The sequence below is a fragment of the Pseudomonas sp. HS-18 genome, assembly GCF_020401845.1.
GTDB lineage: Bacteria > Pseudomonadota > Gammaproteobacteria > Pseudomonadales > Pseudomonadaceae > Pseudomonas > Pseudomonas nitroreducens.
This window is the reverse complement of record NZ_CP084413.1, coordinates 3,165,606-3,192,379: the sequence shown is the minus strand read 5'-3', so window position 1 is coordinate 3,192,379 and position 26,774 is coordinate 3,165,606. Positions and strand designations below refer to the sequence as shown.

Sequence of the window (26,774 nt, the reverse complement as noted above, 5' to 3'; positions counted from 1 at the left end):
CGGGTGAAGGCCTCAGGATTATCCCAACTGCTCGATCACACCCTCGGCCTTCAACTGCGCCAGGCGTGCGTCATCGATCCCCAGGCGGCGCTTGAGCACCTCGTCGGTGTGCTCGCCGAGCATGGGCGCCGGGCGCTGGTATTCCACCGGCGTCTCGGACAATTTCAGCGGGCTGCCGACCATGCGGAACGCCGGGTTCTGCGCGTGGGGAATCTCCACCAGCATGTCGCGGGCGACCACCTGCGGCTCGTCCAGCGCGCGGCCGATGTCGTTGATCACGCCGACCGGCACCTTCATCGCGTGGATGCGTTTCACCCAGTTATCGGCGGTGTCGCCCTGGAAGTGCTCGGCGAGCTTGCCGACGATGATGTCGCGGTTGCGCACGCGGTCGGCATTGCGGGTGAAGCGCGGGTCTTTCGGCAATTCCGGCAGGCCGATGGCGTCGCACAGAGAGACGAACTGGCTGTCGTTGCCGCAGGCGATGATGAAGTCCATGTCCTTCGCGCTGAACACCTGGTACGGCACGATGTTGACGTGGGCATTGCCCTGGCGGCCCGGCGAGCGCCCGGTGGCGAGGTAGTTCTGGCTCTGGTTGCCGAGCATGGCGACCTGCACGTCCAGCAGCGCCATGTCGCAGTGCTGGCCGCGGCCGGTCTTCTCGCGGGCCAGCAGCGCGGCCTGGATGGCGACCACCGAGTACAGGCCGGTCATCACGTCGGATACGGCGACACCGACTTTCTGCGGGCCCGCGCCGGGCACGCCGTCCTTCTCGCCGGTGATGCTCATCAAGCCGCCCATGCCCTGGATGATGAAGTCGTAGCCGGGCTCCTCGGCGCGCGGGCCGGTCTGGCCGAAACCGGTGATGGAGCAGTAGACCAGGCGCGGATTCACTTTCGACAGGCTCTCGTAGTCAAGCCCGTACTTGGCCAGCGAACCGGCCTTGTAGTTCTCGATCAGCACGTCGCACTCGCAGGCCAGGGCGCGCACCAGCGCCTGCCCTTCTTCGGTGGCCAGGTTCAGCGCCACCGACAGCTTGTTGCGGTTGGTGGACTGGTAGTACGCCGCCTCGGAGCTGTCCGAGCCGTCGGCGGCTTTCATGTAGGGCGGGCCCCAGCCGCGGGTGTCGTCCCCCACGCCGGGCCGTTCGATCTTGATCACTTCCGCGCCCAGGTCGGCCAGCACCTGGCCGCACCAGGGCCCGGCCAGCACGCGGCTGAGGTCGAGTACGCGGTATCCGCTCAAAGCACCCATCTTCAATTCCTCTCTGGCGCTCAGGCGCGCTCGATAACCATGGCGAGCCCCTGGCCCACGCCGATGCACAGGCTGATCACCGCATAGCGTTGACCGCTGCGCTGCAGTTGGCGCGCCACGCTCAGCGCCAGCCGCGCGCCGGAGGCGCCCAGCGGGTGGCCGACGGCGATGGCGCCGCCATTGGGGTTGACCCGCACATCGTCGAAGTCGACACCCAGACCGTGCAGGCAACCGAGCACCTGGGAAGCGAAAGCCTCGTTGATCTCGATGATGTCCATGTCGTCCAGGGTCAGGTTGGCGCGGGCCAGCGCCTTGTTGATCGCCTCGACCGGGCCGACACCCATGATGCGCGGCTCGACGCCGACCGCCGCCGCCGAAAGAATCCGCGCCAGCGGCTTGAGGCCGTGGCGTTCGCCCGCCTCTGCCGAGCCGATCAGCAATGCGGCAGCGCCGTCGTTGACGCCGGAAGCGTTGCCCGCGGTGACCACCCCGCCCTCGGACAGCGGCTTGAGGCGCGCCAACGCGGATTCATCGGAAGACGGACGCGGATGCTCGTCCTGCTCGACCACATTCGGCGGCGTCTTGCGCCCGGTCGGCACGCTGACCGGAAGGATTTCCCCGGCGAAGAAACCGGCCTGGCGGGCGGCTTCAAAGTTGGCCTGGGAACGGGCAGCGAAGCGGTCGGCCTGCTCGCGGCTGATGCCGAATTCGCGGGCTACGTTGTCGCCAGTCTCCGGCATGCTGTCGTTGCCGAACCCGGCAACGATCTTCGGGTTGGGGAAGCGCGCACCGATGGTGCTGTCGAATACTGTCAGGTCACGGCTGTACGCCGCCTCGGCCTTGGCCATGACGAAGGGCGCGCGGGACATGCTTTCCACACCGCCAGCGACGAACAGCGCGCCTTCACCACAGGTCACGGCGCGCGCTGCATCGATTACCGCCGCCAGACCACTGGCGCACAGGCGGTTCACCGTCTGGCCCGGCACGGTCACCGGCAGGCCGGCGAGCAGTGCGGCATGGCGGGCGATGTTGCGGCTGTCTTCACCGGCCTGGTTGGTGTTGCCGAGGATCACGTCCTCGATGGCTTCGCCCGGCACCTTGGCGCTGGCCAGCAGCTCGCGGATCACCTGGGCGATCAGATCGTCCGGGCGCACCGGCGCCAGGGCGCCACCATGGCGACCGAAGGGCGTGCGCAGGCCGGCGTAGATATAAGCATTGAGCATCGGTATCTCCTTGAATCGGTAGGCGCCGGGCTTCAGCCCAGCGCAGGCTCGGCGTGGCGCAGCGACAGTCCCAGCGCAGCGCGGCGGCGCAGCCACGGACCGGGGCGGTAGCGGGCATCGCCGGTCAGGTCGGTCATGCGTTCGAGAATGGTCAGCAGGCGCGCCGGGCCGACGCTGTCGCCCCAGGCCAGCGGACCTTGCGGGTAGCCCAGGCCACGGCGCACGCCTTCGTCGAGGTCGTCGACGCTGGCGATGCGCTGCTGGACGATATCGCCGGCCAGGTTGACGATCAGCGCCAGTACGCGCTGGGCGACGAAGCCGACGCTGTCATTGATGAGCGTGACACCTGCACCGTCCGCCGCCAGCAGCGCATGGGCGGCATCGCGCATGGCCGGGGCAGTCGCCGGGTTCTGCATCAGGCAGCGGTGGCGCTGCAGGTCCAGCAGCAGGTCGATGCAGACGGTGCGTGCCGGGTCGGTGCCGAAGTTCTGGCAGGCCGTGGTTGCGTCCACACCATAAGGGGCGAGCAGGCACAGCGCCTCGCTACTGGGGTGGCCGCCCTGCTCCAGGGTCGCACCGAGTTTCTTCAGCAGTTCGCCGAGCAACTCGCGGTCCTGGTCGTTCTCCGCACCGATCCACACCGGCGGCAGCGCGGCCACGCTCGGCACCGGTTGCGGCGCCGGCGGGTCGATCATCTTACCGTCTGCATAGCGATAGAAGCCGCGGCCGACCTTGCGACCGACGAAGCCGGCCTCGAGCATCTGCCGGGTCAGCGCCGCCGGGCGATAACGCGGTTCCTGGTAGAACTGGTTGTAGATGGACTCGATCACCGGGTGGGAAACGTCCAACGCGGTGAGGTCGAACAGCTCCAGCGGCCCCATGCGGAAGCCCAGGCCTTCGCGCAGGATGCGGTCGATATCGGCCGGTTCGGCGATGGCTTCCTTGAGCATCTGCAGGGCTTCGGTGCTATAGGCCCGGCCGGCGTGGTTGATGATGAAGCCGGGGGTGTCCTTGGCGCGGATGCCGCGATGGCCCATGCGCGCGGCCAGCGCCACCAGTCTGTCGCCGACCAGCGGGTCGCTGGCCAGGCCGTCGATCACCTCGACCACCTTCATCAGCGGCACCGGGTTGAAGAAGTGGAAGCCCGCCACCCGCTCCGGATGCTGGCAACCACGGGCGATGCTGGTGACCGACAGCGACGAGGTGTTGGTGGCGAGGATGCAGTCGGCGCTAACCACGGCTTCCAGATCGGCCAGCAGCGCCTGCTTGGCATCGAGACGCTCGATGATCGCCTCCACCACCAGATCAGAATCGGCCAGCTCGCCCAGGGAACCGGCAACCAGCAAACGAGCCAGGGTGGCGTCGGCTTCGGCAGAAGTGATCTTGCCCTTCTCCGCCAGCTTGGCGAGGGTGCGACCGAGGTTTTCACGCGCGGCTTGGGCCGCACCGTCACGGGCATCGAAGAGTTTCACCTGGATGCCGGCCTGGGCGGCGATCTGGGCGATACCGCTGCCCATGACTCCCGTACCGACGATGGCCATACGTTCAATACCGAAAGAAAGGGTCATGCTCATTCCCCCAGGAAACTGGCTTTGCGTTTTTCGAGGAAGGCGGCGGCGCCCTCTTTCTGGTCTTTCGAGTCGAACAGCAACTGGAAGGCCTTGCGCTCAAGCGTCAACGCACTGTCCAGCGGCAGATCGGCACCGGCGAGCATCACTTCCTTGATCTGTGCCACGGCCAGCGGCGGCAGCGCGGCGATCTCAGCGGCCAGTTCCAGCGCGCGGGGCAGCGTGCGCGAGTCTTCCACCACTTCACTGAGCATGCCGATGGCCAGGGCTTCGGGCGCCTTGAGCAGGCAGCCGGTCAGGGCGATGCGCATTGCCTGGAACTTGCCCACGGCACGGATCAACCGCTGGGTGCCGCCGGCGCCGGGCATCAGGCCGAGTTTCACTTCCGGCTGACCAAAGCGTGCCGACTCGCCGGCGACGATGATGTCGCAGTGCATTGCCAGCTCGCAGCCGCCGCCCAGGGCAAAACCGTTTACCGCAGCGATCACCGGCTTGGGGCAACGGGAAATCGCTTCCCACAGCAGTTCGATGTGGCGACGGTACATCTCGATGGGGCTGGCCTGGGCGAATTCACGGATGTCAGCGCCGGCGACGAAGCACTCCTCTCCCCCGGTCAGCACCACCGCGCGAACCTCAGGGTTATCGCTCAGGGCGCGGAAGTGCTCGGCCAGTTGCTGGCGCACCGCAGCATTGAGGGCGTTTTTGGCTTCCGGGCGGTCGATGCGGACAACCGCCACGCCGTTGGCCTGGATATCGAGATGAACCACGCTGGTACTCATGAAAGCTGTGACCTCACTTTGTTTCGTCTGACGAAACCACATTCCGTATTTCGATTTCATCATAGTGATCCTGGATCGGCGCTGTAAACGGTGCTGAGCCAAATAGCCTTGAAAGCCCTTTAAAACCTGAGCCCGATATATTTTTAGCGGCACGCCTGTACTAACCAGTTCAGACCCATTACAATTTCGTCTGACGAAACTGAATTTTATTTTATTGATTTTCCGTGAATAGGGGTTCTACCATGCGCCGCAACAAGACGGAGATGGACTCGGCTGCGCCGACGAAAAACGAAGGTGAAATCGGCCTGCTGGAACGCGGCCTGTACGACCCGGCCACGGCACTGAGCGAAGAGGAAAACAGCGGCCAGTTCGTCACGGCGCTGGCTCGCGGCCTGGAGATCCTGCGTTGCTTCACGCCACGGGAAAACGTGCTGAGCAACCAGGACCTGGCCCGCAAGACCGACCTGCCCAAGCCGACGGTGACGCGCCTGACCAACACCCTGATGCGCCTGGGTTGCCTCAAGCGCGAGGTGCATTCGGGCAAGTACCAGCTGGATGTCGGCGTGCTGGGTTTCGGCTACGCGATGCTGTCGAACCTGTCGATCCGCGCGGTGGCCCATCCGCTGATGGAGGAACTGGCCAACCACGCCCAGGCGGCGGTGGCCATGGCCGCCCGCGACCGCCTGCAGATGGTCTACCTGGACGTGGTCCAGGGACAGGGAAACATGACGATGCGCCGGCAGATCGGCAGTTACCTGCCGCTGGCGGTGAGTTCGGTAGGCCGCGCGTGCCTCGCGGCGATGCCGGAAAACGAACGGGAATTCCTGCTCGACCACGTTCGCGAACGCGAACCGGACAACTGGCCGGCCATCCGCAAGGGTCTGGACCGCGCCTTCAGGGACTACACCGACTACGGCTACTGCCTGTCGATCGGTGAATGGCACCGCGACGTCAACTCCGTCGCCGTGCCCTTGGTACACCCGCAGTACGGCCTGCTGGCCTTCAACTGCGGCGGACCGAGCTTCCAGCTGACCCGCGAGAAGCTCGAGGACGACATCGGGCCCCGCCTGATCAACATGGTCAACAACATAGGTGCCGCCGCTCGCTGAATCTCGGGTGACGGTGCCTCGCCAGACTGGCCCGCTCGCGGGCCTTGTGAGGAGTGCACATGATCCGAGACCCAGAAACGCTGCAGATACTTCTGGACTCCATCCACCAGTTCGTCGGCGAAGTGCTGATCCCGCGGGAAAACGAGGTTGCCGAAACCGACGCGATCCCGCAGGACATCATCCAGCAGATGCGCGAGATGGGCCTGTTTGGCCTGACCATCCCCGAAGAGTTCGGCGGCCTGGGCGTGACCATGGAAGAAGAGGTGAACATCACCTTCGAACTCGGCCGCACCTCCCCCGCCTTCCGCTCCTACATCGGCACCAACAACGGCATCGGCTCCATCGGCATCCTGATCGACGGCACGCCGGAACAGAAAGCCCACTACCTGCCCAAGCTCGCCAGCGGCGAACTGCTCAGCGCCTTCTGCCTGACCGAGCCGGACTCGGGCTCCGACGCCGCCTCGCTGAAGACCACCGCCGTGCGCGATGGCGACTTCTACGTGCTCAACGGCACCAAGCGCTTCATCACCAACGCCCCGCACGCCGGCATCTATACCGTGATGGCCCGCACCAACCCGGCGGTCAAGGGTTCCGGCGGCATCAGCGCGTTCATCGTCGAGCGCGGCACGCCGGGCATTTCCCTCGGCAAGCCGGACCACAAGATGGGCCAGAAAGGCGCGCACACCAGCGACGTGATCTTCGACAACGTGCGCATCCCGGCCGGCCAGCTGATCGGCGGCGTCGAGGGCGTCGGCTTCAAGACCGCCATGAAGGTGCTCGACAAGGGCCGCCTGCACATCGCCGCGCTGAGCGTCGGCGCCGCCGAGCGCATGCTCGCCGATGCGTTGCAGTACGCCCTGGAGCGCAAGCAGTTCGGCCAGCCGATTGCCGAGTTCCAGCTGATCCAGGCGATGCTCGCCGACAGCAAGGCCGAGATCTACGCCGCCCGCTGCATGGTGCTGGACGCCGCGCGCAAGCGCGACGAGGGCCGCAACGTCAGCACCGAGGCCTCCTGCGCCAAGATGTTCGCCACCGAGATGTGCGGCCGCGTTGCCGATCGCTGCGTGCAGATCCACGGCGGCGCCGGCTACGTCAGCGAGTACGCCATCGAGCGGTTCTACCGCGACGTCCGCCTGTTCCGGCTCTACGAGGGCACCACGCAGATCCAGCAGGTGATCATCGCCCGCAACATGATCCGCGAAGCCCAGGCCTGACCCCTCAGGCGGCGCGGGGCCACGCCCCCGCGCCTGCCAACCCCAAAGCACCTGCCACACGCTTACCGAGGACCGGCACGCCGGTCCGCCAACAACTACAACAGGTAATTCGTTCATGGAAAACACTGCTTCCGCTCCGGCGGCAACCGCCGCCACCCAGGACAAGACCTGGGTGCTCGTCTTCGCCTTCTGCTTCATCGGCCTGCTGATCGATGGCGCGGACCTGATGCTGCTCTCCTACAGCCTCACCAGCCTCAAGGCCGAGTTCGGCCTGAGCAACCTCCAGGCCGGCAGCCTGGGCAGCGTCACCCTGGCCGGCATGGCCTTCGGTGGAATCTACGGCGGCTGGGCGTGCGATCGCTTCGGCCGGGTCAAGACGGTGGTTTGGACCATTGTGCTGTTCTCCGTCGGCACCGCTGTCCTTGGTCTGACCCACAACTACTGGCAGTTCGCCGCGGCACGCTTCGTCGCGTCGCTCGGCCTCGGCGCCCTTTACGTGGCCTGCAATACGCTGATGGCCGAGTACGTGCCCACCAAATACCGCACCACCGTGCTGGGCACCCTGCAGGCAGGCTGGTCGGTCGGCTACATCGTCGCCACCCTGCTGGCCGGCTGGATCCTGCCGGACCACGGTTGGCGCTACCTGTTCTATATCGCCATCATCCCGGTGGTACTGGCCATCGCCATGCGCAAGCTGATTCCCGAGCCTGCCGCCTGGGTCCAGGCGCAGGCCGAACGCCAGCAGCGCAAGGCCGACGCTCCTGCCGGAACGGTTGCCGCTTCACGGCAGAACGCCTTCCGCCAGATCTTCGCCGACCCGAAGGCCAGCCGCATGTTCCTGTTCTGGGCGCTGACCGCCGGCTTCCTGCAGTTCGGCTACTACGGCGTGAACAACTGGATGCCGTCGTACCTGGAAACCGAGATGGGCATGAACTTCAAGGCCATGACCGCCTACCTGGTCGGCACCTATGCCGCGATGATCCTCGGCAAGGTACTGGCCGGCGTCGCCGCCGACTGGTTCGGCCGCCGCACCGTATTCTCCTTCGGCGCCCTGGGCACCGCGGTGTTCCTGCCGGTGATCGTGCTGTTCCACAGCCCCGAGAACATTCTGTGGATGCTGGTGGTGTTCGGCTTCCTCTACGGTATTCCGTATGGCGTGAACGCGACCTACATGACCGAAAGCTTCGCTGCGGCGTTCCGCGGTACGGCCGTGGGCGGCGCCTACAACATCGGTCGCATCGGCGCGGCCATTGCGCCGGCGGTGATCGGCTTCCTCGCCACGCAGATGTCCATCGGCGTGGGCTTCCTGGTGATGGGCGCGGCCTACTTCATCTGCGGGGTGATCCCCGCCCTGCTGATCCGCGACAAGCAGTTCGACCCGCAACAGGAATGATCGGGAACCAGTGAGCCCGCTTCGGCTGGCTCACCCCCTTCAAAACAAAAACGCCCGGTGCACTGCACCGGGCGTTTTTTATTGCGCTGTCGAATGGCACGGAGCAAATCGAACAGGCAAAAAAAAAGCCCCGCCTAAGCGGGGCTTTCTTCGTCAGCGATGTCGATTAGACAGCGCGAACTTGTTCAGCTTGCGGGCCTTTCTGGCCGGCAGTCACAACGAAGCTGACCTTCTGGCCTTCGTCGAGGGACTTGTAGCCGTTGCCTTCGATCTGGCGGAAGTGAACGAATACGTCCGGGCCGCTTTCCGGGGTGATGAAGCCGAAGCCCTTCTCAGCGTTGAACCACTTGACGATGCCATTTTGACGATCGGACATGATGTTGTCTCCTAAAAAAATGCTAAAGGCCGGCCGAAAGCCGACCGGCGATGAGCTGAATGCGTAGTGAAGAGGTGCCGAGGAGATGGAGCATCTTGTAGAAGAACATCAAGTCGCGGAACTCGTTACTGGGCAGGCAGCCCATGCAGAATACAAGGTTTGGCGCTAATTCATAGCTTTTTTTCACGACCAGTGGTGATTTTGACAAATGGTCGAGCTAACGCGGCGCTTTCGACAAAACAGGTGTAGTCTGCCGGTGCCGGTTTGGCGCCCCAACGCATAGGTGACTTCATGACTGATTCACAGCTGATTCGCGAACGTTCGGAGCTTGATGAAAAGATTGCTGCCTTCCTCTCCCAGGGCGGTGAAATCCAGGAAATCCCCGTTGGCCAACTGGCGGTGAAGGTCGAGAAGAAGTCGCAGTGGGCGAAGTCCGACAGCAAGAAACCAGCCGCCTGAGCGCAAGCGCCCGCTCGAAGAAAGCCCCGCCGAAGCGGGGCTTGTTGTTTGGGTCAGTGACTCAGGTAGTGATTGGACAGCCAGTTCAGCGCCCTTCCCGGCCGGGTCAGCGCATCGATGAAGCTGGGCCCCCAGAAACGGATGTCGTTGGCTTCCAGCACCGCGTACATGTCGCGGTGGCGCGCCTGGCGCTCCTTCAACGGCATGCGCAGTGCCTGCGCCATGGCATCGGCCAGGGCGCCGCGATCATGGGGATTGATGATCAGCGCGCCTCCCAGTTCGGCGGCTGCGCCGGCGAACTGGGAAAGAATCAGCACGCCAGGATCATCCGGGTCCTGGGCGGCGACAAATTCCTTGGCCACCAGGTTCATTCCATCGCGCAGCGGCGTCACCAGGCCGATCCGCGCGTGGCGCATGACCATGGCGATGTCCGCTCGCTGGTGGTTGCGCGCCACATAGCGAAGCGGCACCCAGGACACCGCGCCGAATCGTCCGTTGATATGCCCTACCCGCGCGCTGACGGCGGCGTCGATATCGGCGTACTCGGGAATGTCCTGGCGGCTGCCGGGTGATATCTGCAGGCAGGTCACGCGGTTGTGCCAGTCCGGGTTGAGTTCGAGGAAGCGCTCGTAGCCGTCCAGCCGGTTGACGATGCCCTTGGAATAGTCGAGCCGATCCACCCCCACCATCAGCGCACGACCGCCCAGGCTCTCGCGCAGGTCTTCGGCGGCCTGGCTCTGCGATGCTTCCTCGGCGAGGTGGCGGAAACCGGCGGCATCCACGCCCACCGGGAACACGCCGACGCGAAAATGCTGGTCCTCCAGGTGGTAGCGCCGGCCATCGGGGGTCGCCGCGCCGACCACGCGCGTGAGGTAACGGGCGAAGTTGCTGGCGTCGTTCTCGGTCTGGAAGCCGATCAGGTTGTATTCGGTGAGCGCGCGGAGCAGTTCGTCGTGGTGCGGCAACGCGGTGATGAGGTCGGCCGGCGGCATCGGGATGTGCAGGAAGAAGCCGATGCGGTTGCCGTGCCCGCGCTGCCTCAGGGCCGAGGCCAGGGGGATCAGGTGGTAGTCGTGGACCCAGAGGACGTCGTCCTCCTCCAGCAGCGGGCTCAGCCGTTCGGCGAAGAATTCGTTGACGCGCTGATAACCGCCGAATTCGGCCTCGTTGAACTCGGCGAGGTCCACCCGGTAATGCAGGATCGGCCAGAGCACGCGATTGGCGAAGCCGTTGTAGTACTCGTCGAAATCCTGCGGATGCAGGTCGGTGAGGATGTACTGCAGGTTGTCGCGCTGGACCACGGTCGCCGGGCCCGGCTCCTCGGCCTTCTCGCCGCTCCAACCGAACCAGATGCCCTCGCGGTTGCGCATGGCGGCCTCCACCGCCACGGCCAGCCCGCCCGGCGCCGGGCCGTTCTCATCGGGGATCGCGACCCGGTTGGATATCACCACGAGGCGCGGCATAGGCCTTCCTCCCAGCCCATGGAAAGACGCATGGCCGAGTTGATCAGCCCCGCCATGGAATAGGTCTGTGGAATGTTCCCCCAGAGTTCGCCGGTATGCGGGTGCAGGTCTTCGGAGAGCAGCCCGTAGCGGTTGCGCGCGGCGATGAGCTGTTCGAACAACTGGCGTGCCTCCTCGGTACGGCCGATGGCGGCCAGCGCGTCGAGGTACCAGAACTTCACCACGAGGAAGGCGGTTTCCGGCACGCCGAAATCGTCCGCCGCGGCGTAGCGCAGCATCTGGCCGTTGACGTTGAGCTCGCGGCCGATGCACTCGACGGTCGCGACAAAGCGCGGATCGTCGGCTTCGATGATCCCCAGCTCGTTCATCAGCAGCACGCTGGCGTCGAGGTCATCGTGGCCGAAGGCGCCGGTGAAGCACTGTTTCGTCTCGCTCCAGGCCTTGGCGAGGACCTGTTCGCGCAGGTTGGCCGCCTTGTCCATCCAGCCACCGGCTTCCTCGCTGCGGCCCAGGCGCCTGGCGATGCGCCCGACACGGTCGCAGGCGACCCAGCAGAGCAGCGCGGAATGCGTATGGACGCGCTGGCGGCCGCGGTACTCCCAGATGCCGGCATCCGGCTCGAAGGCGGCGTGCACGGCCTTGGCGGCGAGGTTTTCCAGCAGTTGCAGCATGCCCTCGCTGCTCGGATTGGGCAGGCGCTCGTCGACGAAGCTCTGCAGGACCGCCAGGGCAACCGAGCCGAACACGTCATGCTGGTTCTGCTCCACCGCCTGGTTGCCGACACGCACTGGCGCGTGATTGAGGAAACCGGCAAGGTCCGGCTCGACGCGTTCGGTGGTGTCCTGGTTGGGAATGATCCCGTACAGCGGCTTGAGTTCGGCGTTGCCGCTGGCCACGGTGGTGATGAAGTCGATGTAGCCCTCCATGGTCCGCGTCGCGCCCAGGCGGTTGAGGGCGAGGATCACGAAGTAGGCGTCGCGCAGCCAGCAGTAGCGGTAGTCCCAGTTGCGCTGGGAGTCCGGTGCCTCCGGGATGGAGGTGGTGGCGGCCGCGATGATCGCGCCGGTGTCCTCGAAGTTGCACAGTTTCAGGGTGATCGCCGAGCGGATCACCACGGCCTGCCACTCGAAGCAGATCGCCAGGCCACGTACCCAGTCATGCCAGTGGTTCTGGGTGCGCTTGAGGTAGTCGCGGACGACTTCGCCGGGAGCATTGTCCAGCGGCTCGTCGAGGCCGATCACCAGGCTCACCGGGTGACGCAGGGCGAACGGTGTTTCGTGCTGGATGTAGGCCAGCGGTGCATCGGTGGTCAGGCGCAGCGGCTCTTCGCCCTCCAGGTAGCGGATATGGCTGGAGCCTGTGACGCCCTGGCTGGGCTTGCCGTAGCCGTGGGTCGGACGCACGCGCAGGGTGACTTTCGGCACGCCTTCGATGGGTTCGATCAGCCGGCACAGCTGTGCCGGGCGATAGACGTGGCCGTGCTCGAGGAAGCGTGGGGCGAAATCGGTAATGCGTACCGCACCACCGCTGTCATCGCGCAGCACGGTGGTGATGATCGCCGTGTTGCGCTGGTAATCGGACGTGCTGCTGACCTGATTATCCAGCACCACATCGGCGAAACCCTTTTCGTCGTCCCCGGCCAGCAGCCGGGAAAAGACCGGGTCGCTGTCGAAATTCGGGTAGCACCACCAGACCAGCCGCGCCTGCGGGTTGACCAGGGCGGCCACCCGGCAGTTGCCGATCAGGCCCACTTCCAGAGCACCTTCGTGCCGGTTCGTCATGTGGGGGTTCCTCCTGCTTGCATCAGTGCGTGACGGACTTGCTGCGCATCGCTGAATACGGCGCTGGCGCCGGGCAACGCGCGCCCGACGGAAAGCCCGAGGCCGGCCAGCGTCGGCATCAGCGCGATGGCGGGCTCGTCGGTGACGTCGTCGCCGATGTACAGCGGCAGGCGCCCGGCGAAGCCCGGCACTTCCAGCAGCCGCTGGACGGCGCGAGCCTTGTCGACGCCCTCGCTGACGACTTCGTAAACCTGCTTGCCATTGAGCAGCCGCAATCCGCTACCTGCCGGCGAGCGCAACAACGACTGCAACTCGACGCGCAGATCGGTGGCCAGCGAGGGTACGGAGCGGTAGTGCAGTGCAAAGCTGCTGCCCTTGTCCTCGACATGGATTCCGACATGCCGGTTCGCCAGGGCGTTCAATTGCACTCGCACGCTGGCGGGCAGGTCCCTGGTGGTACGACGCAACGGGCTGTCGCCGCTCTCGCGCCAGTGGGCGCCATGACCGCCGCTGGCGGCGAGGCGCAGGGGTTGGAAGAGCCGGTCGAGTTCTTCGACCGGGCGGCCGCTGATCAGGGCCAGGGCACCATCGAGTCGGCGCTGCAGGTGCGTGAGTGCATCGAGCAGCCCGGGCGGTACGACGACCGCGCCGGGTGATTCGGCGATGTCCAGAAGGGTTCCGTCGACATCCAGGAACACTGCGGTCTGCTGAGGTCGGCTGAGCCACAGGTTCAGCAGCGCAGTGGCTGAGGCCTCGCTTTGCGGGGCCATGGCCGTGTCGACAGGTCCTCTCGATGCGGGACGTGACATGAGCCATTTCTCCTTGTTCAGGGCGTGCCGCGCAGCCGTGGGCAGCCGGTGCGGACGTGAAAGGGAGCACAGGGACCCTAACATGGGAGGCCACGAGGGTCGACCTCGGATTTTCCCCTGAAGTCCCTGTCGGGAAGGCTCAGGCCAGAACTGGCGGCACCTGCGCCACATCCAATCGCGGCCGGCCTTGCCGAAGCTGCTGGGCGGACTCGGTCAGAGGCTGGCCTCGATGATCGGGAGACGAGGATGTGCCAGCGGGCATTCGCCCCCTCGAAGTCGGTGCTGCATGACAACGCCCGGCGAACGTGGCAGCGAACCTCTTCCGCGAGGACCATGAAAGGAGCTGACAAACCGGTAGCAGTTCCGATGAGATTTCCCTGACAGAAGAACTGGAATCCTCCGCCTCACATCGATGGCGACGTTCGTGAGAATGCACAGGGCCAATCTTCCATGAGAAAAATCCATGCCTCCGCTCTCTGCGCTGGTACTCCAGGCTTCCGGCCTGCACCGTTCGACCGCCGTTACCGCTCTGCATCATCTGGGCTACAGCTTCCTGTCCGAAGTTTCCAGCAACGCATTCGCACTGGATCGGCTGCGCAGCCAAGGGGGCGTCCACCTGCTGATCTGCGATGTGCGCATCGATCCGGTGGCCCGTCTGGAATTCCTTCAGACGGTTGCCCGCGAGCGACTGGCCCATGGCGTGGTGGTCAGCGGGGAAATGGCCCCTGGCACCTGGAGCGCCCTCTCGCACCTCCTGCAATTGCAGGGCATGAAGGTCTTCTGGCTGGGCAACGACGCCGCCACTCTGGAGCGCCTGCGGGCGTTGCTCAGCGACTTCCAGCCAGGCAGTGGCCAGCTCGGCCTGCCGCTGGCGGAGAACGGCACGACGGACGATGGCGAACCATCAGGCCTGCCGGCGCGGGGAAAATTGCGCGCCTACCTGCAACCCAAGGTCAATGTCGCTACTGCCCAGGTCTATGGATTCGAAGTGCTCGCGCGCTGGCAGCTGGAAGACGGCGCCGTCCTGCTGCCCGCTGAATTCCTGCCCTCCCTGCGCCGCGCTGGCAAGCTCGATGGCATGCTCTTCGAGCTGATGACCCAGGCCGTCGAAGCGCTGCGCGCACAGGGCAGCAACGAGCTGAAGCTGTCCTTCAACCTGGAAGCCGAGCAGATCGCCCAGATCGACTTTGCCGCCACCGTCGAGAGGAATCTGCGCGGGCTGGACATCGAGCCCCAGCGGATCACCTTCGAGCTGACCGAATCCTCGCCACTGCATGCTCCGCCGCTGAGCCTGGAGAACGTGCTGCGCCTGCGCCTGCTGGGTTGCGGCCTGGCCATCGATGACTTCGGTTGCGGACACTCCACCCTGCAGCGCCTGATGGAGCTGCCCTTCACCGAGATGAAACTCGACCGCCACCTGGTCGCCGATGTGAACAATGGCGACCCGCGCCGCCTGATCGTACTGCGCAATGCGCTGGCGCTGGGCCGCGAACTGGGGCTGAAGGTAATCGCCGAGGGCGTCGAGAACGCCGTCCAGCTTCGCCAGTTGCAGCAGCTGGAATGCGATTGTGCGCAGGGCCATCTGTTCGGCAAGCCGATGGATGCCAGCCAGATCAGCACCTTCCTGCGCGGCGCGCCGCTGCGGCTGCAGAAGCTGGAAGCGGTGCCGGCGATGCGTCCGGCGCAGTGAAGCGCAGAAAAGAAAACGGCTGTTGCGGACTTCCTGTCCGCAACAGCCGTCTGGATTGTCCTCAGCAAAGGACGGAGGAATTGTAGGCCATTGGCCATCAAGCCGTCTTCCCAGTTCTCCCGCATGGCCGGCAAATAGCCACAAACGCGGCAAACAGCCGCAATTACCCCAGCGATAGCCACCCATTCGCGGCACATTCGTCCCAATAGGGCCGGCCGGACCACAATTGCTTCTGTGTCCGCATCTTCAACGGCGTGACGAGCATCACTGCCTTTCGCCCTAGCCCGCCGATGAACTGTCTGGTTACCATGCCGGCCCGCACACTGGACGCCAGGAAGGCACAAAACCACAAGGAACGCCCCAGTGTCGCCCACCTCTGTATTGGCAGCCGATACATGTCCCAGACCTCCGCGCGCCCGTCCCGTCGCCCGCTATTCCGCCTGGCGCTGACCGGTACCAGTTTCGTCATCGCCGCCGCCCTGGCCTTCTTCGCCTGGCAGGACTTCTACCCTGTGCAGGCAGCCAATGGCTGGTCCGTCGCGGTTCTGCACCAGAACGTGCAGAAGGCCGCATCCCTGGTGCCGCTTGCCGATGGCGGCCTGCTGGTCAGCCAGGAGCTGAAGAAGGACAAGGGCAACATCCTGCGCATCGCCGCCGATGGCCAGCGCCGGATCATGGTCGACGGGCTATCCAAGCCTGACGGCATGATCGCCGCGCAGGGCGGCTGGGTGTTCAGCCAGGAGTCCAACGGCAGGCCGGTGCAACTGCTCAAGGATGGCAAGATCACCGACCTGTTCATGGGCCAGTCGGTACAGGGCCTGTGGGACGACGGCGAGAATCTCTACGCCATCGAGGACCGCCGCGAGGATGGCCGTCTGCTGCGCTACCGCTGGAGCGACGGCGAGCTGACCGTGCTGCGCGACAAGCTGCAGGAGACCGAATCCGTCACCCGCTGCACCGACGGCAAACTGCTCTACACCGAGAAGAAGAAAGGTGTGGTGCACCAGTTCAGCGATGACGGCAAGGACCCCATCCTGCTCTCGGGCCTGAACCAGCCGACCTTTCTGATGTGCGATGCCCGCGGCCTGTGGATCAGCGAAGACGCCACCCACCGTGCCCGCCTGCTGCTATGGGACGGCAAGGGGGAACCGCGCACCATCCTGTCGTTCCTCAAGGCCCCGCAATCCATCGTGCCGGACGGCAAGGGCGGCTACCTGCTCGCCGAAGGCGGCCGCGACCGCGTCCTGCAACTCACGCCGGGCAGATGACGCCGCCGGGCGGTCTCCAGGGCCGCCCTATTCCTGCCCCGCCGGCATGACCAGGCCGGGTATCACGTCGACCAGCGCATCGATCGCCAGGCGTACCTTGCGCGGCAGCTGAGTAGTCTGCAGCCACGTCGCGTGCACGTCGTAGAGAAAACCCGGCTGCCCTGGCAGCAACTCCTCCAGCGCGCCCTGCGCGATGACTTCCCGCACCAGCCAGTAAGGCAGCCACGCCAGCCCCATGCCGCGTGCGGCCGCATCGGCTATGGCGGCCAGGTCGTCGAAGCGCAACCGGGAGCTCGGCGCGAACTCTTCCGGCGCCTGCCCCTCGCGAGGAAACAGCCAGGGGTTGATCCGCCCGGAGCGGTGGTAGACCAGCAGGCGGTGAGCCGCCAGCTCGGCGATGCCTTCCGGCCGTCCATGGACCGCCAGATACGCTGGCGCCGCGCAGACCACCATGCGCTGCCGGCCGATGCGGCGTGCGATGATGCCATCCCTGGGCTGCGGCTCGCCGGTGCGGATCGCCAGGTCGATCTGCTCTTCCGCCAGGTCCGTCAGCCGGTCGCTGAAACGCAGGTCCAGCTCCAGTTGCGGGTAGCGCTGCGCCAGCTCCAGCAGGACCGGCGCCACGCAGCGCCGGCCGAAATGCACCGGCATGGCCACCCGCAGCCTGCCGCGCGGCTCGGCCACCTCACCGGTGGCAAGGATGTCCGCCGCCTCGGCATCGGCCAGCAGCGCGCGACAGCGTTCGTAGTAGATCCGCCCGGCCTCGGTCAGGCTCTGCCGGCGCGTGCTGCGCAGCAGCAAGTGGGCACCCAGGCGCTCTTCGAGAAAGCGCACATGCTTGCCCACCATGGGCGCGGACATTTCCAGGGCATCCGCCGCCGCAGCGAAGGACCCGAGGTCCACCGCGCGAACGAAGACTTCCATGCTGGTCAGACGATCCATTCGAAACTCCTGATTTCGGCTGAGTGTTTCTATACGCCATTTATCGGGCGAATCCCATGGCTGATAGTCGCTTTACGTCAAATCAATTTCGTATGGGAGCATCACATGGAAAGCATCAAGACCCGCGCCGTGCGTTTCCACCAGTTCGGCGGCCCGGAGGTCCTGCGCATCGAGCCGGTGGAGGGTCGCCAACCCGGCGTGAACGAAGTCAGTATCCGGGTCAAAGCCCTGGGACTGAACCGCGCCGAAGCGCTGCTGCGCACTGATCGCTACATCGAGAGCGCGCAGTTCCCCTCCGGGCTAGGGCTGGAAGCCACGGGCGTGGTCGAGGCGGTGGGCAGCGCGGTGCGCGGGTTCGCGCCGGGCGACGCGGTGAGTGTTCTGCCGCCGACCTCGATGCAGCAGGACCCGACCCACGCCGAGCGCCTGGTGGTCCCGCAAGCCCGCCTGGTGAAGAACCCGCCGGGGCAGGCCTGGAGCGACGCCGCGGCCACCTGGATGCAGTACCTCACCGCCTATGGCGCGCTGATCCAGGTAGCCGGGCTGCGCGAGGGAGATTTCGTCGTCATCACCGCCGCGTCGAGCAGCGTCGGCCTGGCCGCCATCCAGATCGCCCGTCGCGCAGGCGCGGTGCCCATTGCGGTGACCCGCACGTCGGCCAAACGCGAAGCCCTGCTGCAGGCCGGCGCCGCCGAGGTCATCGCCAGCGCGGAGGAGAACCTGCGCTCACGCCTGCTCGATATTTCCGGCAAGGCCGGCGTACGGGTGGTGTTCGACCCGGTGGGCGGCCCCATCTTCGAACCGCTGACCGCGGCCATGGCCGAAGGCGGCATCCTCATCGAGTACGGCGGCCTGAGCCCCGAGCCCACGCCCTTCCCCCTCTTCGAGGTACTCAGTCGCTCGCTGGTCCTGCGCGGCTACCGGGTCTACGAGGTACTCGAAGATCCGCTGCGCCTGCAGGAAGCCGAGGATTACATTCTCGCCGGCCTGGCCGATGGCTCGCTGCGCCCGGTGATCGCCCGCACCTTCGCCTTCGACGAGATCGTCGAGGCCTACCGCTACCTGGAATCCAACCAGCAGTTCGGCAAGGTGGTGGTCACGCTGTAGGCGCAGCAGGCGGCCAGCCGATGTGCCGTCGCTCGCCGGGCATGATTGACTGAACCTGCGGCTACCGGCCTACAGCGGGCTGACGGCCTGGGATTCAGCAACGACGGTCACGGGCAAGGCCCGCGTCGAGGGGCAACTGGCCCTCAACAGCGGCCCGCACATTCTACGCGCCGCCCTGGATGTTTCGGCCTGCCTATCTCCCCGTCGACATGCTCACCGGAAACGCCCGGCGCGGCGCCTCAGGCCAACGTCGCGAGATCGATGACGAAGCGGTAGCGCACGTCGGAGCGCTCCATGCGCTCGTAGGCCTGATTGATCTCGTCCATGCGGATCATCTCGCACTCCGGCAGGATGTTCTTCCTGGCGCAGAAATCGAGCATCTCCTGGGTTTCGGCAATGCCGCCGATGGGCGAGCCGGCGATGCGCCGCCGGCCGAGCAGCAGCGGTACGGTGCTGATCTCGTCCAGCGGGCCGACCTGGCCGACCAGCACCAGGGTGCCATCCACGTCCAGCAGCGGCAGGTAGGGCTTGAGGTCATGCTTTACCGGCACGGTATCGATGATCAGGTCGAAGCCGTTGGCGGCGGCCTTCATCGCAGCGGCGTCAGAGGACGCCAGCAGCGCATCCGCGCCCAGCTCCAGGGCATCCTGGCGCTTGTCCGCGGTGCGGCTGACCACGGTGACGCTGGCGCCCAGGCCGACCGCCAGCTTCACCGCCATGTGTCCCAGCCCGCCGAGACCGACCACGCCGACACGACTGCCCGGCCCGACGCGCCAGGTGCGCAGCGGCGAATAGGTGGTGATACCGGCACACAGCAACGGCGCGGCCCTGCTGAGGTCCAGGCCGTCCGGCACGCGCAGGACAAATTCCTCGCGCACCACAAGCTGCTTGGAGTAGCCGCCCTGGGTCGCCTCGCGGGTCACGCGGTCACGGTCGTTGTAGGTTTGGGTGTTGCCTTCGCGGCACAGCTGTTCCTCGCCCTTGCGGCACTGATCGCACACCTGACAGGAATCCACCATGCAGCCCACCGCCACGGCGTCGCCGACCCGGTAGCGGGTGACCTTCGAGCCGACGGCGCTGACCCGGCCGACGATCTCGTGGCCCGGCACCATCGGGTAGCGGCTGAAGCCCCAGTCGTTGCGCGCCTGGTGCAGGTCGGAGTGGCAGACGCCGCAGTAGAGGACGTCCATCGCCACGTCATTGTCGCGCAGCGAGCGGCGTTCGAAAGTGAAGGGAGCGAGCGGGTCCTGCGGGTTCTGCGCAGCATATCCAAGGGTCTTCATCGGCATTGCTCCTCAAGGTGATTCAACGGGCCGGGCGGCCTTCCACGGGATAGGCAGGATCGCTGTAGCCGGGAGTGGAGGCGTGGCCGGGCGGCACCAGGCTGTCCACCAGGGCCTCGTCTTCGGCGGTCAGTTGCAGGTCCAGTGCCGGCAGGTAGCCGTCCCAGTGCGCCTCGGTACGCGGGCCGGCGATGATCGAGCTGACCAACGGGTTGTTCAGCACCCAGGCCAGGGCGAACGCGGCCGGCGTGGTACCGCGGGCCACCGCGTGCTCGGCGATGCGCTGGGCGATCTGCAGGGATTCGGGACGCCATTCGGTCTGGTGAATGCGTTTATCGCCACGGCCAACGCGGGAGTCCACTGGCGGTTCGGCGCCGGGCCGGTACTTGCCGGTAAGTATGCCGCGGGCCAATGGGCTGTAGGGCACCACGCCGATGCCGAAGTGGCCGGCGACCGGCAGCTGCTCGACCTCGGCGGTGCGGTCCACCAGGTTGTACAGCGGCTCGCTGCAGATCGGCCGATCCATCCCCAACTGGTCGGCCAGGCGCACCACCTCGGCGATGCGCCAGCCGCGGAAGTTGGACAGGCCGTAGTAGCGCACCTTGCCCTGGCGGATCAGCTCGCCCACCGCGCGCAGGCCCTCTTCCAGCGGCGCGGCGACGTCGGTGCGATGGAAGTAGAGGATGTCCAGGTAGTCGGTGCCCAGGCGGCGCAGGCTGTCCTCCACCGACTGGTAGATCCACTTGCGCGACTGGCCGCGCTGGTTCGGGCCATCGCCCAGGGCATTGCCGAACTTGCTGGCGATCACCCAGTCATCCCGGCGGGCGGCGACCGCGCGGCCGACCACCTCTTCGGAACGGCCCTTGTGGTAGACGTCGGCGGTATCGATGAAGTTGACGCCCTGCTCCCGGGCCTTGTCGATAATGCGCCGCGAGGTCGGCTCGTCGGTCTCGCCGCCGAACATCATGGCGCCCAGGCACAGGGGCGAGACTTTCAGGGCGCTGCGGCCCAGGTAACGGTATTCCATGCAGTACTCCTCAGGCGGCATCGCGCTCGGCAAACACTGGGCGGGCAAAGCCCTCTGCGGTAGAGGTCGAAAGCCCGCCGGAATAGGATGCCGGGTGAGTGATGGATCAGCTCCTCGCGGGCCAGGCCATTGTCCAGCGCCTTGGCCGGGTGGAAATGCAGTAGGTTGACGCGCGCCATCGATATAAGGGGGGGAAACGCGTTTGGAATCATGAAGGACTCTCATGAATGGCCCGGCGTGCCGCCGTCCAATCATGTTGAAAGTCCTTGAGTAAAGCCCATTCCAGACGTTTCGCAGGGCAATTCTGTCCTTCCTGCTCGTGATGCGCGCGCAGATCGCCATTGCCTGGCCGTTGGCGCGGCATCTCTGGATCGTGCCGGTTCCCGGCACCACCAAGGCATCGCCTGGAGGAAAACTTCGGCGCGGCAACGCTGGAACTGGACTCCACCGACCTGGCTGCCATCGAAGCCGCGCTGCGGCAGATCGAGAGCGTCGGCGAGCACCATCCGGCACATCTGCAGCAACGGGTGGGTCGCTGAGGCAGGGAAAGCCCGGTGCCGGATGGCACCGGGCATTGGCGATCAACCCTCGAAAGTGACCGGGCGCAAGGGCGCGGTATTCACCTTCAGCTCGAACACGTCCGGCCGCGCGTAGTGGCCGTACACGTCGAAATCGAGGTTGCCCTGGTTGAGCTGGCCCATGTCGAGGTCGGCATAGAGCTCCGTCTCGCAGTCGAACACCGGCCCGGCCAGCACCTCGCCCAGCGGGCTGACGATCATGCTGCCGCCACGCATCACGTAATCGTCTTCCTTGAAGTCCAGGCCGAACGCCTCGCGGTGCTGCTGCGGATACTCGCCCAGGCGGATCGCCTGGCACGCGGAGAGCACGAACACCCGCCCCTCAAGGGCAATGTGCTGCATGGAACTGGCCCAGGACGGCCGATCATCGGCGGTCGGTGCGCAATACAGCTCCACGCCCTGGGCGTACATGGCCTGGCGCAGCGCCGGCATGTAGTTCTCCCAGCAGATCACGCTGCCCAGCACGCCGATCTCGCTGTTCACCGGCTCGATCGTCGAACCGTCGCCGAAGCCCCACACCAGCCGCTCCTGGCCCGTCGGCATGAGCTTGCGGTGGTAGCCGGCGATCCCACGCCCCGGCGCCAAAGTAACGGCGGTGCAATACAGGGTGCGGCCGAAGCGCTCGATGATGCCGACCACGGTGATCACGCCGGTCTGTTCGACGAACTCGGCCAGCGCGGCCAGCTCGGGGCCGTCCAGCGCCACGGCGCCTTCGACGTAGCGCTGGTACAACTCGCGCCCGGCGCCGCTGCGGTTGCCGATCACGCTGCCGAAGCTGGCGCCCTTGGGATAGCCGCCGATGTATGCCTCGGGAAAGACCGCCAGCCTGGCGCCCTGCTCCGCCACGCGGCGCAGGATGCCGCCGGCCTTCTCGACGCTGGCCATCGGCTCGTAGGGAACGGCGGCGGCCTGGATGATTGCTACACGGGTCATGGGGACTCCTGACTGCGGGTGATAAGGAACTAGAAGCGGTTGATGTCGTTGTCGCGGGTTTCCGGCAGGGTCTTCCACAGCACCAGCAGGCACACCAGGGACACCACGGCGAGATAAGCCGCAGGCAGATTCGCGTCGCCGGTCTGGCGGATCAGCGCCGCGGCGATGAAGGGACCGGGGCCGGCGAGAATCGCCAGTGCCAGGTTGTGGCCCAGCGCAGCCCCGGTGGAGCGGATCGAGGCCGGGAAGACTTCCACCAGCAACACCACGTCCATCACCGCGGTGATCGCCACCAGTACGCCCATCACCGTCAGGCCGACGAGGATCGCCAGCGGGTTGCCGGTGTTGAGCAGCAGGAAGATCGGATAGGCGAGCACCGTCAGCGCGGCAGCCGCGCCGAGCAGCAGCTTGCGCCGGCCGATGCTGTCGCTGAGGCGGCCGATCAGCGGGTTGACGATGACGTAGACCACCAGCGCGATGCTGCACAGCCACAGCGCGCTGCTGCGCGGCAGGCCGACGGTACTGACCAAATGGTTGTTGGCGTAGGTGATGAAGTAGTACAGCGAGACGCCGAACAGCGCGGAGAAGGCGAAGGTGGTGATGAAGGCGCGGCGGCGCACGGCCTTGCTCGGCGCGTGGACCTGGTGCGAATCACGCTGGCGCACCATTTCCTCGTAGACCGGCGTATCGCCCAGCTTGCGGCGGATGAACACGGCGATACCGGTCATCACGATGGACGCCACGAACGGCAGGCGCCAACCCCAGGCCGCCAGTTGCGCATCGTCCAGCGCCGAGGAAATGCTCGCCGCGGTGAAGGTGCCGAACAGGAAGGCCAGCCCCGCCGTGCCGGTGATCACGCTGGCGGCAGTGGCGCGGCGGTTCGACGGTGCGCTCTCGACGATATAGATGCCGGCGCTGGACCACTCGCCGCCGACCATCATGCCCTGGATGAAGCGCATGACGATCAGCAGGATCGGCGCGGCGATGCCGATTGCCTCATAGGAGGGCAACAGGCCGATGATGGTGGTGCACACGCCCATGCCGAAGACGGTGATGATCAGCACCGCGCGGCGGCCGAAGCGGTCGCCGACAGGGCCGAGGATCAGCGCGCCGAAGGGCCGTGAAAGAAAGCCGACGGCGAACACTGCCAGCGATGACAGCAGCGACACGCCCGGCGCGCTGGAGGGGAAGAACAGCATACCGATCACGGCGGCGAAGTAGCCGTAGATGGCGAAGTCGAACCACTCCATGAAGTTGCCGATGCCGACCGCCATGGCCCGCTTGCGGATATCCGACTGCCCTTTGCTGGTATGGATACTGCTAGCACCCACGCTTTGCGAAATCGCGTCCACAGGACTCTCCATCCCTTGTTATGTTTGTGTGGACGCCAGACTAGGAAGCCCCACGACCGCAGGGCAAACGATTAGGAAATATGAGCCGGATTAACGTACGTAATATCGCGCGGATCGACCTGAACCTGCTGCTCACCTTCCACTGCCTGATGACCGAGCGCAGCGCCACCCGCGCCTCGGCCATGCTGCACGTAACCCAGGGCGCGGTGAGCTCGGCCCTGCGCCGGCTGCGCGAGCATTTCGGCGATGAGCTGTTCATCCGCACGGCTTCCGGCATGCAGCCCACGCGCAAGGCGATGGAGCTGGCACCGAAGATCGCCGAGGCGTTGACGTCTATTTCCGGGGTGCTGGGCGCCGAGCCGGATTTCTCGCCGCGCGATTCCAGCTACGTGTTCAATATCGGCCTGTCCGACGACATCGAGGCCTACCTCGCCCCGCGCATCGTCAATGCCGCAGCCGCGGAAGGCCTGGGTGTGAGCTTCGCCTTCCACCAAAGCAACAGCTCGCTGTGGAAGCAGTCCCTGCAGGACCCGGACATGGACCTGGTGATCTGCAGCGAGCCCAAGGACTTCAACACCAGTTACTCGTCGCAGGTGTTGTTTTCGTCGTCCTACTCGTGCCTGTTCCGCTCCCGTGACCGTGCGGCGGTCGAGCCGATTGCCCTGGAGGAATACTTCGCCGCGAATCACGTGCGGGTCTCCTACGACGGCCGGCGCGGCTTCATCGACGACATGTTCGAAGCGGCAGGCTACGCACGGCGCGTCACCGCCTCCTTCACGCACTTCAGTGGCGCGCTGACGACGCTGATGAGCAGCGACGTGATCGCCACCATCCCCAGCTTCGCTGCCGAAAGCTACGCGGCGATGGCCGACCTGAGTGTGAGCCCGGTGCCCTTCCCGGTGCCGTCCTTCCGCTGCTTCATGGTCTGGGACATTGCCCGGCACAACAAGCCGCACCACCAGTGGCTGCGGCAGTTCATCGGCGAACTGGCGCAGAAGCTGGGCTGACGGGCCAGCTCTGCCGGGCTCTTGGCCTACAGCTTGTCCAACGCCAGGGGTCGATACAGCGGCTCGCTGCTCAGCACCTTGATGCCCTCTGGAGAACTCTCCAACAGGCGACGCTCGCTGTCGGCCACCAGCAGTTCCAGGCCATAACCCAGCTCGCCCAGACAACAGGCAATGCTGCTCACGGCCTCCTTCGCCCACGGCAGGTCGGAATCGAAATGGCCGAGCAACCGGCCATGGCGCTGAATGATCAGACGGTACTTCTGCATGGAAATCTCTCGACGAAGAATCGGACTGGAATGAATCTTGGTATCGAATCAAAACCTTGACAGAGCCTACCGATCTGGCAGATTTTGTCCATGTAGTTTTTGATCGACACCATATTTACCCGCTTCACCAGGAGTGTTCCGCGATGAACCTGCCCTCCATTCGCCTCGATGCCCTGCTCACTGGCCGCGCCGTGCCTTTCACCCGGCCAGGCTCGCGCAGCGCCATTGCCAAGCTGCCGCGCCAGGCGGCACTGAGGGTGACCAGGCTGGGCCTGGAAAGCGACGAGCAAGGTGATCTGCGCGTGCACGGCGGGGTGGAAAAGGCCATTCACCACTACCCCCGCGAGCACTACGCCGACTGGTCCGCCGAACTGGGCGAACACCCGCTGCTGAGCCAGCCCGGCGCATTCGGCGAGAACTTCAGCAGCACCGGCTGGACCGAACGCGATCTCTGCCTGGGCGACCGCATACGCGCCGGCACGGCGTTACTGGAGGTGTCGCAGGGGCGCATGCCCTGCTGGAAGCTCAACGACCGCTTCGACGTGATGCAAATGGCCCTGCGGGTGCAGGAGTCGGGACGTACCGGCTGGTACTACCGGGTGCTGGAGGAAGGCACCGTGGCCGCCGGTGCGACGCTGGAAGTGGTCGAGCGTCCGTATCCCGACTGGTCGCTGCAACGGCTCTCCGCCGTGCTGTTCGACAAGCGCGTGGATGCCGATATCCTGCGCGAATGCCTGGAACTGCCGCTGCCGCCGAACTGGCGCCGAACCTTGTCACGGCGCCTGGAGAACGGCGCGGTGGAAGACTGGAGCCCGCGCCTGGAAGGCGCGCCGAGAGCCTGACTCAGGACTCCACGGCGCGAGCCGGAACCTGCGCCGGCGCGCGGTGCAGGCCGATGGCCCAGAGCACGCCAACGGTGAGCAGAACAATTGCCAGCGCTTCCACCGGACCGGGCAAGCGCTGCTCGTTAATGTAAGCATAGGCGCAGGCGAACAACGTCTCGAAGACGATCAACTGCCCGCCCAGGCTCATCGGCAAGCGGCGCGTCGCCGCGTTCCACAGGCCATTGGCGACCCAGGAACCAAACACGGCGAGGAACAGCGACACCCAGAGGAACGCCATCCAGCGCTCCGTGGAAATGCCACTGGGCACTGCCTGCGGCGCAATCAGCACGCCAACGCCCGCCAGTATCACGGCCATCACGCCCGTCACCACGCCGATCAGCGTCGACCATTCATGACTGTTGAAATGGCTGGCCTTCAGGTAACGCGCGTTGGCGCTGGCATACCAGGACCAGCAGGCTACGCCGCAGAAGCCGCAGACAATGCCGAGAATGCGCTCGCCCGAGGTACTGCCGGACGCCATCAGGGCCGAGGGGTCGAGGTTGATGCAGAGGATGCCCAGCGCCACCAGCGCCAGCGGCAGCTTCATCCGCGACAGCGGCAGCGAATCATGTTCCGAACGGCTCTGGTAGGCGATCGCCAGCGGCATGATGCCGTTGATCAGCGAGGCCGCCGCCACTCCGGCGAACTGCACCGCCGCCGAGAGCAGCGCGAAGTACAGCAGGTTGCCGGCCAGGGACAGGCGCACCAGCATCGAAAGGTCTTCGCGGCTGACCCGGCGCAACAGGCCGAGGGCCACCGGCAAGGCGATCAGCAACGAGATGGCGCCATACAGCGCGAAACGCACGGAGCTGATCAGCAGCGGGTTGAATTCCGGCACCAGCGACGGCGCCAGGATCACGCCGCCCCAGATTGCGCCTGCCATGCCTGCGTAGACCACCCCGCGTTTCATCTCCAACGACCTCGATACTGCAATGAATGCCTAGAAAGTGCCGCCACGGTAGCGGCTGTGCTAGCTTCTGACCAAGGATAAATCCGCACCGAGGCATTCCCC

The 26,774-nt window shown here is 65.7% G+C and carries 24 protein-coding genes and 1 pseudogene; 10 read left to right on the top strand and 15 right to left on the bottom strand.

Annotated elements, in window-relative coordinates; genetic code table 11:
• Window positions 1–18: 18 nt before the first annotated feature.
• Genes LDJ84_RS14895 through LDJ84_RS14880 form a run of 4 tightly spaced genes read right to left on the bottom strand, consistent with a single transcriptional unit; the run spans window position 19 to window position 4,821 of the window.
• Window positions 19–1,251 carry a CaiB/BaiF CoA transferase family protein gene (locus tag LDJ84_RS14895; protein ID WP_023102393.1) on the bottom strand — a complete coding sequence of 411 codons (1,233 nt, stop codon included), beginning with the start codon at window positions 1,249–1,251 and terminating at the stop codon, window positions 19–21.
• Window positions 1,252–1,271: 20 nt separating this feature from the next.
• Entirely contained in the window at window positions 1,272–2,474 is a 1,203-nt protein-coding gene (locus tag LDJ84_RS14890; RefSeq protein ID WP_226046532.1) for a 3-oxoadipyl-CoA thiolase, read from the bottom strand.
• A gap of 32 nt (window positions 2,475–2,506) precedes the next feature.
• Window positions 2,507–4,048, bottom strand: coding sequence for a 3-hydroxyacyl-CoA dehydrogenase (locus tag LDJ84_RS14885; RefSeq protein ID WP_226046531.1), 1,542 nt, complete (start codon window positions 4,046–4,048; stop codon window positions 2,507–2,509).
• Window positions 4,045–4,821 carry an enoyl-CoA hydratase gene (locus LDJ84_RS14880; protein ID WP_226046530.1) on the bottom strand — a complete coding sequence of 259 codons (777 nt, stop codon included), beginning with the start codon at window positions 4,819–4,821 and terminating at the stop codon, window positions 4,045–4,047. The genes LDJ84_RS14885 and LDJ84_RS14880 overlap by 4 nt, the downstream gene beginning before the upstream one ends.
• Window positions 4,822–5,063: 242 nt before the next feature.
• Between LDJ84_RS14880 and LDJ84_RS14875 the strand changes: the two genes are divergently transcribed.
• The 3 genes from LDJ84_RS14875 (at window position 5,064) to LDJ84_RS14865 (ending at window position 8,537) form a co-directional block, all read left to right on the top strand.
• Window positions 5,064–5,930: an IclR family transcriptional regulator gene (locus tag LDJ84_RS14875; protein WP_064979828.1), complete on the top strand. Its 867-nt coding sequence runs from the start codon at window positions 5,064–5,066 to the stop codon at window positions 5,928–5,930.
• Between the two features lie 59 nt (window positions 5,931–5,989).
• Window positions 5,990–7,144, top strand: a complete 1,155-nt coding sequence (locus LDJ84_RS14870; protein WP_037014285.1) for an acyl-CoA dehydrogenase family protein — start codon at window positions 5,990–5,992, stop codon at window positions 7,142–7,144.
• 115 nt (window positions 7,145–7,259) lie between these two features.
• Window positions 7,260–8,537: an MFS transporter gene (locus LDJ84_RS14865; RefSeq protein ID WP_226046529.1), complete on the top strand. Its 1,278-nt coding sequence runs from the start codon at window positions 7,260–7,262 to the stop codon at window positions 8,535–8,537.
• Window positions 8,538–8,703: 166 nt separating this feature from the next.
• Here the strand turns inward: LDJ84_RS14865 and LDJ84_RS14860 are convergent, their stop codons facing one another.
• Window positions 8,704–8,913: a cold-shock protein gene (locus tag LDJ84_RS14860; protein WP_017518411.1), complete on the bottom strand. Its 210-nt coding sequence runs from the start codon at window positions 8,911–8,913 to the stop codon at window positions 8,704–8,706.
• Between the two features lie 291 nt (window positions 8,914–9,204).
• Between LDJ84_RS14860 and LDJ84_RS14855 the strand changes: the two genes are divergently transcribed.
• Window positions 9,205–9,372, top strand: a complete 168-nt coding sequence (locus LDJ84_RS14855; RefSeq protein ID WP_164488257.1) for a hypothetical protein — start codon at window positions 9,205–9,207, stop codon at window positions 9,370–9,372.
• 53 nt (window positions 9,373–9,425) lie between these two features.
• Here the strand turns inward: LDJ84_RS14855 and otsA are convergent, their stop codons facing one another.
• The 3 genes from otsA to otsB are packed head-to-tail and all read right to left on the bottom strand — an operon-like array spanning window position 9,426 to window position 13,386.
• On the bottom strand, window positions 9,426–10,835 hold the full coding sequence (gene otsA / locus LDJ84_RS14850; protein WP_193452500.1) for an alpha,alpha-trehalose-phosphate synthase (UDP-forming): 1,410 nt from the start codon (window positions 10,833–10,835) through the stop codon (window positions 9,426–9,428).
• Window positions 10,817–12,616, bottom strand: a complete 1,800-nt coding sequence (locus LDJ84_RS14845) for a glycoside hydrolase family 15 protein (protein ID WP_169887599.1) — start codon at window positions 12,614–12,616, stop codon at window positions 10,817–10,819. Before LDJ84_RS14845 ends, otsA begins: the two co-directional genes overlap by 19 nt.
• The gene (gene otsB / locus LDJ84_RS14840; RefSeq protein ID WP_226046528.1) at window positions 12,613–13,386 is read right to left on the bottom strand and encodes a trehalose-phosphatase; all 774 of its coding nucleotides are present in this window, start codon (window positions 13,384–13,386) and stop codon (window positions 12,613–12,615) included. Before otsB ends, LDJ84_RS14845 begins: the two co-directional genes overlap by 4 nt.
• Before the next feature lie 502 nt (window positions 13,387–13,888).
• Here otsB and LDJ84_RS14835 point away from each other — a divergent pair.
• Together LDJ84_RS14835 and LDJ84_RS14830 are read left to right on the top strand one after the other, a co-directional pair.
• Window positions 13,889–15,115 (top strand): EAL domain-containing protein, encoded by a 1,227-nt coding sequence (locus LDJ84_RS14835; protein WP_037016558.1) that lies wholly within the window; start codon window positions 13,889–13,891, stop codon window positions 15,113–15,115.
• A 395-nt stretch (window positions 15,116–15,510) separates the two neighbouring features.
• On the top strand, window positions 15,511–16,383 hold the full coding sequence (locus LDJ84_RS14830; RefSeq protein WP_226046527.1) for a hypothetical protein: 873 nt from the start codon (window positions 15,511–15,513) through the stop codon (window positions 16,381–16,383).
• Window positions 16,384–16,410: 27 nt separating this feature from the next.
• Here LDJ84_RS14830 and LDJ84_RS14825 read toward each other — a convergent pair whose 3' ends face one another.
• Window positions 16,411–17,325 (bottom strand): LysR family transcriptional regulator, encoded by a 915-nt coding sequence (locus LDJ84_RS14825; RefSeq protein ID WP_226046526.1) that lies wholly within the window; start codon window positions 17,323–17,325, stop codon window positions 16,411–16,413.
• Window positions 17,326–17,430: 105 nt separating this feature from the next.
• On the opposite strand from LDJ84_RS14825, the gene LDJ84_RS14820 reads away from it, so the two are divergent.
• Window positions 17,431–18,432, top strand: a complete 1,002-nt coding sequence (locus LDJ84_RS14820) for a zinc-dependent alcohol dehydrogenase family protein (protein WP_226046525.1) — start codon at window positions 17,431–17,433, stop codon at window positions 18,430–18,432.
• 239 nt (window positions 18,433–18,671) lie between these two features.
• Here LDJ84_RS14820 and LDJ84_RS14815 read toward each other — a convergent pair whose 3' ends face one another.
• Window positions 18,672–19,715 (bottom strand): NAD(P)-dependent alcohol dehydrogenase, encoded by a 1,044-nt coding sequence (locus LDJ84_RS14815; protein WP_226046524.1) that lies wholly within the window; start codon window positions 19,713–19,715, stop codon window positions 18,672–18,674.
• Window positions 19,716–19,737: 22 nt separating this feature from the next.
• Window positions 19,738–20,742, bottom strand: coding sequence for an aldo/keto reductase (locus tag LDJ84_RS14810; protein ID WP_037017645.1), 1,005 nt, complete (start codon window positions 20,740–20,742; stop codon window positions 19,738–19,740).
• A gap of 328 nt (window positions 20,743–21,070) precedes the next feature.
• Between LDJ84_RS14810 and LDJ84_RS14805 the strand changes: the two are divergent.
• Window positions 21,071–21,281 (top strand): annotated as a pseudogene (locus LDJ84_RS14805) (aldo/keto reductase); the annotation flags it as partial.
• A gap of 42 nt (window positions 21,282–21,323) precedes the next feature.
• Here LDJ84_RS14805 and LDJ84_RS14800 read toward each other — a convergent pair.
• Both LDJ84_RS14800 and LDJ84_RS14795 read right to left on the bottom strand, forming a co-directional pair.
• On the bottom strand, window positions 21,324–22,253 hold the full coding sequence (locus LDJ84_RS14800; RefSeq protein ID WP_226046523.1) for a carbon-nitrogen hydrolase family protein: 930 nt from the start codon (window positions 22,251–22,253) through the stop codon (window positions 21,324–21,326).
• A 29-nt stretch (window positions 22,254–22,282) separates the two neighbouring features.
• On the bottom strand, window positions 22,283–23,605 hold the full coding sequence (locus LDJ84_RS14795) for an MFS transporter (RefSeq protein WP_024765802.1): 1,323 nt from the start codon (window positions 23,603–23,605) through the stop codon (window positions 22,283–22,285).
• Window positions 23,606–23,685: 80 nt separating this feature from the next.
• Here LDJ84_RS14795 and LDJ84_RS14790 point away from each other — a divergent pair, with 80 nt between their 5' ends.
• On the top strand, window positions 23,686–24,612 hold the full coding sequence (locus tag LDJ84_RS14790) for a LysR family transcriptional regulator (RefSeq protein WP_024765801.1): 927 nt from the start codon (window positions 23,686–23,688) through the stop codon (window positions 24,610–24,612).
• 26 nt (window positions 24,613–24,638) lie between these two features.
• Here LDJ84_RS14790 and LDJ84_RS14785 read toward each other — a convergent pair whose 3' ends face one another.
• Complete coding sequence (locus tag LDJ84_RS14785; protein ID WP_024765800.1) at window positions 24,639–24,878, bottom strand: hypothetical protein; 240 nt, start codon at window positions 24,876–24,878, stop codon at window positions 24,639–24,641.
• Window positions 24,879–25,021: 143 nt separating this feature from the next.
• Here LDJ84_RS14785 and LDJ84_RS14780 point away from each other — a divergent pair, with 143 nt between their 5' ends.
• Complete coding sequence (locus LDJ84_RS14780; RefSeq protein ID WP_024765799.1) at window positions 25,022–25,720, top strand: MOSC domain-containing protein; 699 nt, start codon at window positions 25,022–25,024, stop codon at window positions 25,718–25,720.
• Between the two features lies 1 nt (window position 25,721).
• Here the strand turns inward: LDJ84_RS14780 and LDJ84_RS14775 are convergent, their stop codons facing one another.
• Window positions 25,722–26,672: a DMT family transporter gene (locus tag LDJ84_RS14775; protein WP_024765798.1), complete on the bottom strand. Its 951-nt coding sequence runs from the start codon at window positions 26,670–26,672 to the stop codon at window positions 25,722–25,724.
• Window positions 26,673–26,774: the final 102 nt, after the last annotated feature.